The 13,240-nt window shown below is 66.4% G+C and carries 10 protein-coding genes; 7 read left to right on the top strand and 3 right to left on the bottom strand.

The genetic code is table 11. The features are described 5' to 3' along the window. Positions 1–33: 33 nt before the first annotated feature. The 3 genes from tssC to tssA form a co-directional block, all read right to left on the bottom strand. The gene (gene tssC, locus ACMGT0_RS00335; protein WP_054058363.1) at positions 34–1,527 is read right to left on the bottom strand and encodes a type VI secretion system contractile sheath large subunit; all 1,494 of its coding nucleotides are present in this window, start codon (positions 1,525–1,527) and stop codon (positions 34–36) included. 15 nt (positions 1,528–1,542) lie between these two features. Next, positions 1,543–2,058 carry a type VI secretion system contractile sheath small subunit gene (gene tssB, locus ACMGT0_RS00330; RefSeq protein ID WP_054058364.1) on the bottom strand — a complete coding sequence of 172 codons (516 nt, stop codon included), beginning with the start codon at positions 2,056–2,058 and terminating at the stop codon, positions 1,543–1,545. Positions 2,059–2,139: 81 nt separating this feature from the next. Continuing rightward, the gene (tssA, locus tag ACMGT0_RS00325) at positions 2,140–3,165 is read right to left on the bottom strand and encodes a type VI secretion system protein TssA (RefSeq protein ID WP_054063503.1); all 1,026 of its coding nucleotides are present in this window, start codon (positions 3,163–3,165) and stop codon (positions 2,140–2,142) included. 393 nt (positions 3,166–3,558) lie between these two features. On the opposite strand from tssA, the gene tagH reads away from it, so the two are divergent. The 7 genes from tagH to ACMGT0_RS00290 all read left to right on the top strand — a co-directional run bounded on the left by tagH (position 3,559) and on the right by ACMGT0_RS00290 (position 13,227). After that, entirely contained in the window at positions 3,559–5,031 is a 1,473-nt protein-coding gene (gene tagH, locus ACMGT0_RS00320; protein WP_416771034.1) for a type VI secretion system-associated FHA domain protein TagH, read from the top strand. Positions 5,032–5,168: 137 nt separating this feature from the next. Continuing rightward, a complete protein-coding gene (tssJ, locus tag ACMGT0_RS00315) occupies positions 5,169–5,666 on the top strand; it encodes a type VI secretion system lipoprotein TssJ (RefSeq protein WP_054061550.1) in 498 nt (165 codons plus the stop codon). 15 nt (positions 5,667–5,681) lie between these two features. Further along, positions 5,682–7,016, top strand: coding sequence for a type VI secretion system baseplate subunit TssK (gene tssK / locus ACMGT0_RS00310; protein WP_054063480.1), 1,335 nt, complete (start codon positions 5,682–5,684; stop codon positions 7,014–7,016). 6 nt (positions 7,017–7,022) lie between these two features. Continuing rightward, positions 7,023–8,348, top strand: a complete 1,326-nt coding sequence (locus ACMGT0_RS00305) for a DotU family type VI secretion system protein (RefSeq protein WP_054063481.1) — start codon at positions 7,023–7,025, stop codon at positions 8,346–8,348. Further along, positions 8,345–11,848 (top strand): type VI secretion system membrane subunit TssM, encoded by a 3,504-nt coding sequence (gene tssM / locus ACMGT0_RS00300; RefSeq protein WP_273819926.1) that lies wholly within the window; start codon positions 8,345–8,347, stop codon positions 11,846–11,848. Before ACMGT0_RS00305 ends, tssM begins: the two co-directional genes overlap by 4 nt. Then, complete coding sequence (gene tagF, locus ACMGT0_RS00295) at positions 11,845–12,498, top strand: type VI secretion system-associated protein TagF (protein ID WP_416771031.1); 654 nt, start codon at positions 11,845–11,847, stop codon at positions 12,496–12,498. The genes tssM and tagF overlap by 4 nt, the downstream gene beginning before the upstream one ends. After that, positions 12,499–13,227 (top strand): PP2C family protein-serine/threonine phosphatase, encoded by a 729-nt coding sequence (locus ACMGT0_RS00290; RefSeq protein ID WP_054063484.1) that lies wholly within the window; start codon positions 12,499–12,501, stop codon positions 13,225–13,227. The last annotated feature ends 13 nt before the right edge of the window (positions 13,228–13,240 follow it).

Raw genomic sequence — 13,240 nt, 5'->3', positions numbered from 1 at the left:
CTGCTCCCATCGGGGAAAACAGCGCCTGTGGGGTTACGCCCCCTTCGCCGATGGCAGCTTCGACACCAGGCGCAGCGACACGGTCAGGCCTTCGAGCTGGTAATGCGGACGCAGGAAGAACTTGGAGGTGTAGTAGCCCGGGTTGCCTTCGACGTCCTCGACCACCACTTCCGCCGCCGCCAGCGGATGCTGGGCCTTGGTGGTTTCGGTGGAGTGGGCCGGGTCGCCGTCGACGTAGTTGAGGATCCAGTCCTGCAACCAGCGCTGCATTTCGTCCTTTTCCTTGAACGAACCGATCTTGTCGCGAACGATGCACTTCAGGTAATGGGCGAAGCGGCAGGTGGCGAACAGGTACGGCAGGCGCGCTGCCAGGTTGGCGTTGGCGGTGGCGTCCGGATCGTCGTACTCGGCCGGTTTCTGCAGCGACTGGGCGCCGATGAACGCGGCGAAATCGGTGTTCTTCTTGTGCAGCAGCGGCATGAAACCGTTCTTCGCCAGTTCCGCTTCACGACGGTCGGAGATGGCGATCTCGGTCGGGCACTTCATGTCCACGCCGCCATCGTCGGTCGGGAAGGTGTGCGCCGGCAGGCCTTCGACCTCGCCGCCGGACTCGACGCCGCGAATCCGCGAGCACCAGCCGTAGTGCTTGAACGAGCGGTTGATGTTCACCGCCATGGCGTAGGCCGCGTTGGCCCAGGTGTACTTGTTGCTGTCGGCGCCGTCGGTGTCTTCCTCGAAGGCGAAGGCCTCCACCGGGTCGGTCTTGGCGCCATAGGGCAGGCGGGCCAGGAACCGCGGCATGGTCAGGCCGATGTAGCGCGAGTCTTCCGATTCACGCAGGGAGCGCCAGCCGGCGTATTCCGGCGTGGTGAAGATCTTGGTCAGGTCGCGCGGGTTCGACAGTTCCTGCCACGAGCCCATGCCCATCACGGTCGGCGAGGCGGCGGAAATGAACGGCGCGTGCATCGCCGCGCAGACCTTGGACAGCTCGCCCAGCAGCTCGACATCCGGTGGCGACTGGTCGAAGTAGTAGTCGCCGACCAGGCAGCCGTAGGGCTCGCCGCCGAACTGGCCGTATTCCTCTTCGTACATCTTCTTGAAGATCGGGCTCTGGTCCCAGGCCGTGCCCTTGAATTTCTTCAGGGTCTTGTGCAGCTCCGGCTTGGAGATGTTCAGCACGCGAATCTTCAGCTGTTCATCGCTTTCGGTGTTGTTGACCAGGTAGTGCAGGCCACGCCAGGCGCTTTCCAACTGCTGGAACTCGGGGTGGTGGATCACCTGGTTGACCTGGGCGGTGAGCTTGGCGTCGATGGCGGCGATGATCGACTCGATCGACTTGATGGCGTCGTTGGACACCAGGTCGGTCTGCGCCAGGGCCTGCTCGGCCAGGGTGCGCACGGCGCCCTCGACGGCCTCGCGGGCACGCTCGGTCTTGGGTTTGAACTCCTGCATCAGCAGGCTGGCGAATTCGCTGGGTTCGGTGGTGCCGCTTTGCAGAGGCTGATTGTCTTGCTGCAACTGGGTCATGATCGTTCGTCCTGATTAAGCGCTGGGCTCGGAGTCCTGGGGCTTTGGCGCACTGGCCAGGGCCTGGAGCAGCGCCGGATCCTTGATGGCCTTCATGATGATTTCCTCGGCACCGGTCTTGCCGTCCATGTAGGTCAGCAGGTTGGCCAGCTGGGTGCGCGCCTCGAGCAGCTTGTTCAGCGAGTCGACCTTGCGCGCCACGGCGGCGGGGCTGAAGTCGTCCATGCTTTCGAAGGTGATGTCCAGGCTCAGGTTGCCTTCACCGGTCAGCTCGTTCGGCACGTTGAACGCGACCCGCGGTTTCATGGCCTTGAGACGCGAGTCGAAGTTGTCGACGTCGATCTCCAGGAATTTGCGGTCGGCGACGGCGGCCAGCGGCTCGGCGGGTTTGCCGGCCAGGTCGGCCAGCACGCCCATCACGAAAGGCAACTGGACCTTTTTCTCGGCGCCGTAGAGTTCCACGTCGTACTCGATCTGGACCCGTGGCGCGCGATTGCGCGCGATGAATTTCTGAGAACTTTGCTTCGCCACGTTGCTGCTCCTGGTCGCTGTTGCGACGGTGTAGGCGTCATCGGTATAGGCCGTTAACGTAACTGCGCGGAGGGTTCAGGCTTATTCGCCTTCCGGACCACGCAGGTTTTCAAACTGGGACATGCCGTCGGGGATCAGGTTGCGCACGATCGCCTCGAAGTCGGCGTGGACCAGATGCTTCGCCCGGTTCAACAGCACCGGCAGCGGGCTCGAAGGCTCGTGGCGGGTGTAGTAGGCGAGGATCCGGTCGAGGCTGCGCAACACGTCGTCGCGGTTGCCGATCTCGCCGGTGGCACGTGGCGCCGCGACCGCGGGAGCGTCCGCCGACGGGTATTCGCTGCTGTCGCCGGTGCCGTCGGTAGCCTCCGGGGCCGGGGCGGCACCGCCCGGGGCGTATTCGGCGAGCACCTGCAACGCCAGCTTGAGCGGTTGGCGCAGGGCGCTGAGGTCGACCCCCTGGGCCGAGCCGACCTGTTCGGAAACGAAGCGCTCGATGGCTTCCAGCGTGCTGCGGGCCTCGGTGATGGCGTTGCGCACGGCCTCCAGTTCATCCGGGTCGGTATCGCGCAGGGCGCCGCTCAGTTCGTCGGGGCTCAGGCTCTCGTCGGCGAAGCTCAACAGGCCGCTGGCGTTCAGTGCGGCGCGCAGGGTTACGGTGCCGAAGGCCCGCGAGCGGGTCAGCACGCTTTCGCGCAACAACCGCACGTTGGTGTCGCAGGCCAGGCCGGACAAGGCGTTGACCCGCACCGTGGGGTCATTGTCGTCGTCGGCGTCGAGCAAGGGATAGAGTTCGCCCCAGTATTGCTGGAGCAACTGGTGAATCAGTTCGAGGGCGTCGCGCAGGCCGGCGAAGCCTTCGAGGGCCAGGCTGCTTTGCGCCAGGAAATGGGTGATGCGCAGGTCTTTGCTGCGTTGCAGCAGGGCCGTGCTCGATTGCTCGATGACACGCCAGGCGGGCGGTTCTGCCGGTTGCACGGAGTCGCCCATGATGCGCTCGGGTTTACCCTGGGCATCACGTTCCAATTGCAGGAATTGCGCGTCATATTCCAGGTCCTCGCCGCAGGGCGAGTTCGCGGAAACAGCAGCAAGCAACAACGGCAGGTCCAGCAAGTTCGATCTCCTTATCGCCTGGCAAAGTGCCAGCTATTTCCCGAGAAAGTTCCCTCGGGGAAATTCTCATAATTCTCGTGGATATAGGGACTTTGATATCACACGGCCATCATGTATAAACAGGAAGTTGTGCATTTTTGGTGTAGTACTTGGGGCTTGTCAAGGTAAGCTACTCACCCTTTGTTACAGTTGTGACGGGCTCGGCAAGGCCGTCGACTACCGGGTCAGGGCCTGTACGATTGTAGAAAAATTGTGGGTAGAATCTTCCAGTTTCGCCGAAATGGCTGAAAACAATGGGGTTTTACCCCGGGGCCGGAAGGCCCGGACCGCGCTTGCTGCAGGAACACCGCAGCGGGCCGGCTGTGCGTGGAAGTACTGCAAGGAGGCGCAATGTCGCTGTGCTTGACTATTACTAGTTATCACAAGATCACCCCTGGCCAATGTCCCGAAAAGACCATGGACAAGGGCGTGATGGCAATTGGCCGCAGTCCTGAGAATGACTGGGTGCTGCCCGATCCGGAGCGGCTGGTTTCTTCACGACATTGTGTTATCCAATACAGGGAGGGTCGTTACTATCTGACGGATAACAGTACCAATGGCGTGGAACTGGTCAATTCCGGTATCCGCCTACGCCGGGGCAACAGCGAGCTGTTGCAGGATGGCGAAATCATCCGGATCGGCGAGTATGAAATCCGTGTACGGATCGACTTCAACCTGCAACTGGCCGATTCGCCCCTGTCCGGGGTGGACACCTCCAACAGTTTCGAGGCCCTGATGGGGCGTGCCGCGGCCGCTCCCACGCCGACGCCCCAGCCGGCGAGCATCCCGGCGCATTTCCAGGGCGGCTCGGCGATGGACACCTTCCCCGATCTGTTCGACTTCCTGACGCCCGCGAGCGTGCCGCCGGCGACCGTACCGGATCATGTGCCGGCGCAACAGCATGATTTTCGCCCGCCGACGCCAGTGGCTCCGCCTGCTCCGGTGATTGCGCCGACCCCGCCGATTCCCTCGGCCCCGGTCGCCAGCCCCGGTATGAACATGATTCCGGAAGACTGGGACCTGTTCGGCGATACACCCAAGGCCCCGGTCGGCCAACCGGCGCCGATCCCGGTGGTGATGCCCGATGTCGTTGCTCCGGCACCCCTGGCGGTGGAGCCTGTCCCGGCTCCGGCTCCGGCTCCAGTCGCCGCACCCGAGCCTGCGCCCATCCCCGCACCGCAGCCCGTATCGCAGCCTGCTCCGGTGGCCGCCCCGGTGCCACCGGGAAGCCCGCAGGCCGACCTGCTGCAGGCCTTCCTGCGGGGCGCCGGGCTCGACCAGCTACGCATCGACGGTGCCCAGGTGGAAGCGCAGATGGAGGCGGTCGGCCGCAGCTACCGGCTGATGGTCGAGGGCCTGATCGACGTCCTGCGTGCCCGCAGCAGCCTCAAGGGCGAGTTCCGCATGCAGCAGACGATGATCCGGCCGGTGGAGAACAACCCGCTGAAGTTCGCGCCGAATGCTGATGAGGCGCTGCTGCTTCTGCTGCGCCACGGCAATCAGGCATTCATGGCGCCGGACCAGGCGGTCCGCGACAGCTTCGACGACCTGCGGGCGCACCAACTGGCGGTCATGGCCGGGGTGGAAGCGGCGATCAAGCATTTGCTCAAGCGTTTCGAGCCGGCCGAACTGGAGGCGCGCATGAGCCGCCCGGGCGGCCTGTCGAACCTGTTCGGCGGTTCGCGCCAGGCGCAGTACTGGCAGCAGTTCACCGAGCTGTATTCGCGGATTTCCCGCGAGGCCGAGGACGACTTCCAGGACCTGTTCGGACGCGAGTTCAGTCGGGCGTACGAGGAACACAGCGCGCGGCTGGGCAGGGGATAGGTTGAGGCGGGTGACGGCCTTGAGGGCGCTTTCGCGGGCAAGCCCGCTCCCACAAGGGCCAGTCCCCCGGCAGGTTCTGCAGGCTGAAGGCAACAAACGGATTCAACGGAAAGCCAGACCGTCACTGAGGACGCAGGATGATTCACCGAGTTTTACTGGCAGCGGCCATGACGCTGCTGCTCAATGCGTGCAGCAAGGACGCGGCCGCACCAGCGCCTGCCGATGAGCCGGCGGCCGACAGCGCCACCGCTGTCCTGAACTTTCATGCCATCAGCGGTCTCAACCCCGGCGCCAACGGGGCCCCGGCTCCGGTGCGGGTGCGCATTTTCGAGCTGAAGAACACCGCCAACTTCAATCGAGCCGACTATTTCGCCCTGGCCGAACGGGCCCAGGCGACCCTCGGCGCCGACCTGATCGACCAGGACGAAGTGCTGGTGCAGCCCGGCGAACAGTTGAGCGTCGAGCGGCCGCTCAACCCCGCGACCCGCCATGTCGGGCTGGTGGTGGGTTATCGCGAGATCGACCAGGCGTTGTGGCGCAGCGTACTCAGCGTCCAGCCCCGGCAGGTCACCGACTATCAGATCAGCCTCGATGTGCGTGCCGTGCGCAGCGCCGTCGAAGGCTCCGCCCCTTAGGCAAACGGAGAAGCCATGTCCTGGAACAATCGAGTGGTCTGGTCGGAAGGCATGTTCATCGGAACGCAGCACTTCCAGCAGCATGACCGTTACCTGGAAAACCTGATCGACGCCCGCAGCCGTCCGCTGTCCGCCGGTGCCTGGGGGTTCTCCGAACTGTTGATCGACCAGGGCCTGCTGGCCCAGGGCAAGCTGGCCATCGTTTCCGCCAAGGGCCTGCTGCCGGACGGCACGCCGTTCAACATTCCCCACGATGACCTGGCGCCGAGCCCGCTGAGCATCGAGGACAGCCTGCGTGACGGGGTGATCTACCTGGCGCTGCCGCTCAAGCGCGCCGGTGCCCGCGATACCGTGGACGAGGGCGAGGAGCTGGGCGGGGCGCGTTACCTGAGCCAGGTGCGCGAGGTGCGTGACGACAACGCGCCGTTCGAGAACCGAGCGCCGGTGGCCGTCGGTTCCCGGGCCCTGCGCCTGCTGACCGGGGGCGATGGCCTGAGCGACTACGCCGCCATCGGCCTGGTACGGATCAAGGAAAAACGCGCCGACCGCGCCCTGGTGCTGGACGAAAGCTATATCCCGCCGGTGCTCGACGTGGCCGCGAGCAAGCCGCTGGCGGCGTTTCGCAGCGAGCTGCTGGGCCTGCTGCACCAGCGTGGTGAAGCGCTGGCCGGGCGCGTGGTCGCCTCGGGCGCCGGCGGCGCCTCGGAGATCGCCGATTTCATGCTGCTGCAACTGGTCAACCGCGCCGAGCCGCTGATCAGCCACCTGAGCCAGTTGAGCCCGCTGCACCCGGAACGCTTCTACAGCGAACTGGTGAGCCTGGCCGGCGAGTTCTCCACCTTTTCCCAGACCGGCCGGCGCCCGGCCGAGTATCCGCAGTACCAGCACGACGCCCTGGCGCTGAGCTTCGCCCCGGTCATGCAGGCGCTGCGCGAGGCGCTGTCGATGCTGATCGACAGTAAGGCGACGCCGATCCCGATCGTGGAAAAGGCCTACGGCATCCATGTGGCGATGCTGGCCGACAGGACGCTGATCGACAACGCAAGCTTCATCCTGGTCGTACGTGCCGACATCCCCAGCGAAACCCTGCGCGGGCGTTTCGTCCAGCAGAGCAAGATCGGTTCGGTGGAGCACATCCGCGACCTGGTGAACCTGCAACTGCCGGGCATCGGCCTGCTGCCGTTGCCGGTGGCGCCGCGGCAGATCCCGTTCCACGCCGGCTCCACCTACTACGAGCTCGATCGTGGCAGCGAGCACTGGAAGCAACTGATGCACTCCGGCGGCTTCGCGTTCCATGTCGCCGGGGAGTTCCCGGGGTTGAACCTGGCTTTCTGGGCCATCCGAGGATAAGCGGCGATGCACTCCAATGAAGATCCGCTGGGCCAGCCAGCCCCGGTACCCAACGACCGTACCCAGTTCATGCCGCGGCCCGGTGGCCGCGAGCCCCAGGCCGCGCCACGGGCCGAGCCGAGCGCCCCGCTGTCGATGCCGGCCGCGCCGCTGCCGATTGGCCAGTCCCAGGGCCTGAACCCGCTGGAAAGCGCCGCCGGCCCGTTGCTGGCGCTGCTCACCCGGCTGCGCAACACCATCGCCCATCCGGCCCCGGCCAGCCTGCGGGCGCAGTTGCTGGGTTACCTGCGGCAGTTCGAGGAGCGTGCCGAGGCCGCCGGCGTGGCGCGCAACGAGGTGCTGCTGGCGCGTTATGCGCTGTGCACCGCCCTCGACGAAGCGGTGCTCAGTACCCCATGGGGCAGTACCAGCGAGTGGGGCAAGCAGAGTCTGCTGATCACCGTGCACAACGAGGCCTGGGGCGGCGAGAAGGTGTTCCAGCTGCTCGAACACTGCCTGCAGAGCCCGCGCGAGCGCCTGTACCTGCTGGAGCTCTTGTACCTGTGCATGTGCCTGGGCTTCGAAGGCCGCTACCGGGTCATGAACGACGGCCGCAGCCAGCTGGAGGCGTTGCGTGAGCGCACCGCCGCGACCATCCGCAGTGCCCGTGGCGAATACGAGCGTGAACTGTCGCCGCGCTGGCGCGGCCTGACCGTGGCCCGCGACCGCCTCAGCCAGTTCATGCCGCCCTGGGTCGGCGTGGCGATCGGCCTGGCGCTGCTGCTGGCCCTGCTGTTCGGCCTGCGCATGAAGCTGGCCGCCGACGCCGAGCCGGTGTTCAAGAACATCCATGCCCTGGGCGAGATCCCGGTGCAGACCATCGACCGGCCGGTGGTACAGCCCAAGGTGGTCGAGCGGCCGCGCCTGGCCGGTTTCCTCGCCGAGGAAATCAGGGCTGGCAAGGTCGCGGTGGAGGACAAGGTCGACCGTTCGGTGGTGACCATCCGCGGCGACGAACTGTTCGCCTCGGGCAGCGCCAGCATCGTCGATGACTTCCAGCCGCTGATGCTGCGCATCGCCGATGCGATCCGCAAGGTCAAGGGCCAGGTGCGGGTCACCGGCCACAGCGACAACCGTCCGATCGCCACCCTGCGCTTCCCGTCGAACTGGGCGTTGTCCCAGGCGCGGGCCGAGCAGGTGCTGCAGATCCTCGCGGCGAAGACCGGCCAGCCCGAGCGCTTCAGTGCCGAAGGGCGCAGCGACACCGAGCCGCTGGCATCGAACGCCACGGCCGAAGGCCGGGCGAAGAATCGCCGGGTGGAAATCACAGTCTTTGCGGAGGGAGTCGAGTGAAGGCTTTTTTCGGTTTTGTCATTCGCTGGGTGATCCCGGTGCTGGGGCTGATCGCCCTGAGCCTGATCATCTGGTTCGTCGGCCCGTTGCTGGAAGTGCTGGTGCCGGAAGGGCGGCGCTGGGCGCTGATCATCCTGATCTTCGCGATCTGGATCGCTTATCGCGTGTTCCGCCTGATCCAGGCCCGCCGCCAGGCGGCGAAGGTCATGCAGAGCCTGGCCGCGGATACGCCGCCGGATGCGGCCAGCGTCGCCACCGCCGAAGAGCTGGCGACCCTGCGCCAACGCATGGACGAGGCCCTGGCCCTGCTGAAAAAGGCCCGGCTCGGTGGCGACGAGCGCCGTAACCTGTACGAGCTGCCGTGGTACGTGATCATCGGCCCGCCCGGTTCGGGCAAGACCACCGCGCTGGTCAACTCCGGCCTGCATTTCCCCCTGGCCGCGCAACTGGGCGCCGGGGCGATCCGCGGTGTCGGCGGTACCCGCAACTGCGACTGGTGGTTCACCGACGAGGCCGTGCTGCTCGATACCGCCGGCCGCTACACCACCCAGGACAGCCATGCCCAGGTGGACAAGGCGGCCTGGCTGGGTTTCCTCGACCTGCTCAAGACCCAGCGTTCGCGCCGGCCGATCGATGGTGCGTTCATCGCCATCAGCCTGTCCGACCTGCTGCTCGGCACCGACGCCGAACGGGCGGCCCATGCCGCGGCGATCCGCGCCCGGATCCAGGAGTTGTACACCCAGCTCGGCGTGCGCTTCCCGATCTACCTGATGCTGACCAAGCTCGACCTGGTGCCGGGTTTCATGGAGTTCTTCGACTCCCTGAGCAAGGAAGAGCGGGCACAGGTGTGGGGCACGACCTTCACCCTGGACGACGGCAAGAACGCCGAAAGCCCGCTGGTGCACTTCAAGGGCGAATTCGCGGCTCTGGAGCAGCGGCTCAACGAGCGCCTGGTGGAGCGTCTGCAGCAGGAGCGCGACCCGGCCCGGCGTGACCTGATCTATGGTTTCCCGCAACAGTTCGGCGCGCTGCGCGAGTGCCTGCAGAGCTTCCTCGACGGTGTGTTCAAGCCCAACGCCTATGAAGACCGCGCGCTGCTGCGCGGGGTGTACTTTACCAGCGGCACCCAGGAAGGCAGCCCGATCGACCGTCTGATCGGTGCCATGGCCCAGAGCATGAGCCTGGACCGCCAGCACCTGGCCCGCCAGAGCGGCACCGGGCGCAGTTACTTCATCGAGAAGCTGTTCACCGCGGTGGCCTTCGCCGAGCGCGGCCTGGTCGGGGTCAACCCCAAGGTCGAGCGGCGGCGCAAGTGGCTGGCCCGTGGCGTACTGGCGGCGACGGTGGCGGTGGTGCTGCTGGTCAGCACCCTGTGGCTGATCAGCTACAAGGCCAACCAGGCCTATATCGCCCAGGTCGACCAGAAGGTCGCACCGCTGGGCCAGAGCGTGCAGAACCTCAGCCCGGCGCAACGCGACGTGCTGGCGGTGCTGCCGCTGCTCAATGCGGTCCGGCACCTGGCCGGCGATGCGCCGGGCTGGTCCGAGGGGCTGGGGCTGTACCAGGGCGACATGCTCGAGGCCGAGTCCGCCAGCGTCTATCGCAAGCTGCTGATCGCGGTGTTCGCGCCACGTCTGGTGACCCGTGTCGAGGAACAGTTGCGCAGTGGGGGCAGCTCGGACTTCCTCTACGAGGGCCTGAAGGCCTATCTGATGCTGGCCGATAACGAGCACTACGACCCGGAGTTCATCAAGGCCTGGATCGCCCTCGACTGGGACCGCAATCTGCCGCGCGACCTGCCGCCGGATCAGCGTCTGGCCCTGGGCGAGCACCTCAAGGCGCTGTTCGACCGGCATCCGCCGAATGCGCGACTGGACGAGCGGCTGATCGATGACCTGCGGCGGCAGTTGCAACAACTGCCGGTGGCGCAACGGGTCTATGACCGGGTCAAGCGCCAGAAGCTGCCGGCCGGAGTCAGTGACTTCCGCATCAGCGACGCCGCCGGCCGCGATGCCGCGCTGGTGTTCAGCCGCAAGAGCGGCAAGCCGCTGAGCGAACCCCTCAGCGGGTTCTTCACCGCCAAGGGCTACCGCGAGGCGTTTCTGCTGGCCAGCCTGAACCAGGCCGGGACCCTGGCGGAAGAGCAGTGGGTGCTGGGCCGCGATCAGGGGGAGCAGCAGAACGTCGCCAGCCTGGCGGCGGATGTGCGCCGGCTGTACTTCCAGGATTACCTGCGGCAGTGGGATGCGCTGCTGGCCGATATCGACTTCGTGCCGATCACCAGCGTGGCCCAGGCGGCCGACGTGCTGCGGGTGATTTCCGGGCCGACCTCGCCATTGAAGAAGCTGCTGGTGGCGGTGGCCAAGGAAACCGACTTGCAGCAGGAAGAGCGCCTGCTGGCGGCCCAGGGCAAGAAGGTCGACAGCGGCGTCGACCAGATCAAGCAGCGCCTGGGCTCGATGCTCGGTCAGGAACAGCCGGCCAGCGACGCGCCGGCGGCACCGGCCGAAGACCCGGTCAGCGCGCATTTCGCCGAACTCAATGCGCTGGTCAGCAAGGGCGAGGGCGAGCCGGCAGCCATCGATGGCCTGCTGGCGGACATGAACGCGCTGTATGTGCAGGTCAGCGCCATGGTCGGGGCCAGTGGCGATGCCCTGCTCGGTGAGGCCAAGAACCAGGCCGCGGGTGCCGCCGCCCGGGTCAGCCTGAATGCCGAGCGGCAGCCACCGCTGGTGCAGGGCCTGGTCAAGTCGGTGGTCAGCTCGACCACCAACAGCATGATGGGCGGGGTGCGCAACCAATTGAACGCGGCCTGGGTCAGCGAGGTGGTGAACGTCTACCGGCAGTCCCTCAGCGGGCGTTATCCGTTGTCCCCCGGCAGTTCCAGGGATGCGACCCTCGACGACTTCGGCCAGTTCTTCGGCGTCGGCGGGGTGATGGACAACTACTTCCGCAAGTACCTGCAACCCTATGTCGACACCTCGACGGCGACCTGGCGCTGGCAGCCGGGGGCGGCGCAGAAGCTGGGGATTTCTCCGGGCGTGCTGCAGACCTTCCAGCGCGCCGCGGCGATTCGCGATGCGTTCTTCCGCTCCGGTGGCACCCAGCCGATCGTACGCTTCGAGCTCAAGCCGGTGGCGATGGATGCTTCGATCACCCAGTTCCTGCTCGACCTCGACGGCCAGCAGATCAGCTACGACCACGGCCCGAGCCGCCCGGTGGCGATGCAGTGGCCGAATCCGGGCAGCATCGGCGTGGTGCGCCTGTCGATCTCGCCTCCTTCGGCCACCGGCCGTTCCGGCGTGACCCTGGACGGTCCGTGGGCCTGGTTCCGCCTGCTGGAGCAGTCGGACCTGGTGGCCGGCAACTCGCCGGACCGCTTCAACCTGCGCCTGCGGGTCGATGGTGCGAGCATCTCCTACGAGCTGCGCGCCAACAGTGCCTTCAACCCGTTCAAGAGCCGCGTGCTCAGCGGCTTCAGCCTGCCGGAGCGCCTATGACGACAGTCGGTTACTACGGCAAGCTGGCCAGCCGCGGCGATTTCGTCAGCCGTGGACTGCCTCAGGATTTCGTGCAGCCGTGGGACGCCTGGCTGGCGTCCGGGCTGCATGCCAGCCAGCAGCAGTTGGGCAGCGAATGGTTGAACGTGTACCTGGTCAGCCCGCTCTGGCGCTTCGTGCTGGCAGCGGGGGTCTGCGGCCCGGAGGCGGTGGCCGGTGTGCTGATGCCGAGCATCGATCGGGTCGGACGCTACTTTCCGTTGAGCATCGCCCAGCCGCTGGATGATGGGCATGCCCTGGCGACGGTGGTCGGCGGTGCCGATGACTGGTTCGAGCGGGCCGAAGCGCTGTTGCTGGCGACCCTGGAGGAGGGCGCCAGTTTCGAGGCGTTCGAACACGGTGTGCAGAACCTCGGCCGGCTGGTGTACGCCAACAAGACGCCGGGCAGCGAGTTCGCCGGTCTGCAGCGCTTTGCCGCGCTCGATGCCCAGAGCCGCGCCCAGGCCCTGGCCGAACAGGCCTGTGTCGGTTCGAGCCTGTGGTGGGGGCGGGGGTCGCAGCGGATCGACGCGGGCCTGATGCGTTGCCAGGGGCTGCCGGCCACCGCCGATTTCGGCAGTTTCCTGCTGGGCAAGGGAGTGGCGAGCTAAATGGCCAATACCCCTGAAATCACCTACAAGTCGGCCAGCTACAGCCATGTCGGCATGGTGCGCCAGATCAACGAGGACGCCTGCCTCGACCTGCCCGATGCCGGCCTGTGGGCCGTGGCCGACGGCATGGGCGGGCATGCGGCGGGCGACTATGTCGCCAGCCTGATCGTCGACACCCTGCGGCGTATTCCGCCGTCGGACTCGCTGGCGATCTACAGCAATGCCCTGCGCACGCGCCTGGCCGAGGTCAACGCGGCGGTTCGCGAAGAGGCCGGCAACCGCGGGGTGTCGATGATGGGCAGCACCGTGGTGCTGCTGGCGGTTCGCGGTGACGCCGCGATCTGCCTGTGGGCCGGTGACAGCCGCCTGTATCGCCTGCGCGATGGCCAGCTGGAGAGCATTTCCCGCGATCACAGCTACGTCCAGGACCTGCAGGACAGCGGCCTGCTCAGTGAAGCCGAGGCACGGGTGCACCCGCGGGCCAATATCGTCACCCGGGCGATTGGCGTCGAGGCGCAACTGGAACTGTCGACGAGCAACTTCCAGGTGCTCCCCGGCGACAGCTTTCTGCTGTGCAGCGACGGCCTGAACAAGACCGCCGAGGACGCGGAGATCCGCGACGTGCTCGCTCATCCGGAACCCTATGCCGTGGTGCGCAGCCTGGTCCACCTGGGCCTGACCCGGGGCGCCCCCGACAACATTACGGCGATCGTCGTCAAAGCCACCTGAAGACACTTCCCCA

It is taken from the genome of Pseudomonas sp. RHF3.3-3 (genome assembly GCF_048069595.1).
GTDB classification, from domain to species: Bacteria; Pseudomonadota; Gammaproteobacteria; order Pseudomonadales; family Pseudomonadaceae; genus Aquipseudomonas; species Aquipseudomonas fuscovaginae_B.
Note: the sequence above shows the minus strand (reverse complement) of the source record. Positions and strands in the feature narration are given on the sequence as shown.

Coding starts and splice junctions, on each gene's coding strand:
- tssC (WP_054058363.1), bottom strand. CDS start 1,527: ATGACCCAGTTGCAGCAAGACAATCAGCCTCTGCAAAGCGGCACCACC.
- tagH (WP_416771034.1), top strand. CDS start 3,559: ATGTCGCTGTGCTTGACTATTACTAGTTATCACAAGATCACCCCTGGC.
- tssJ (WP_054061550.1), top strand. CDS start 5,169: ATGATTCACCGAGTTTTACTGGCAGCGGCCATGACGCTGCTGCTCAAT.
- tssK (WP_054063480.1), top strand. CDS start 5,682: ATGTCCTGGAACAATCGAGTGGTCTGGTCGGAAGGCATGTTCATCGGA.
- ACMGT0_RS00305 (WP_054063481.1), top strand. CDS start 7,023: ATGCACTCCAATGAAGATCCGCTGGGCCAGCCAGCCCCGGTACCCAAC.
- tagF (WP_416771031.1), top strand. CDS start 11,845: ATGACGACAGTCGGTTACTACGGCAAGCTGGCCAGCCGCGGCGATTTC.
- ACMGT0_RS00290 (WP_054063484.1), top strand. CDS start 12,499: ATGGCCAATACCCCTGAAATCACCTACAAGTCGGCCAGCTACAGCCAT.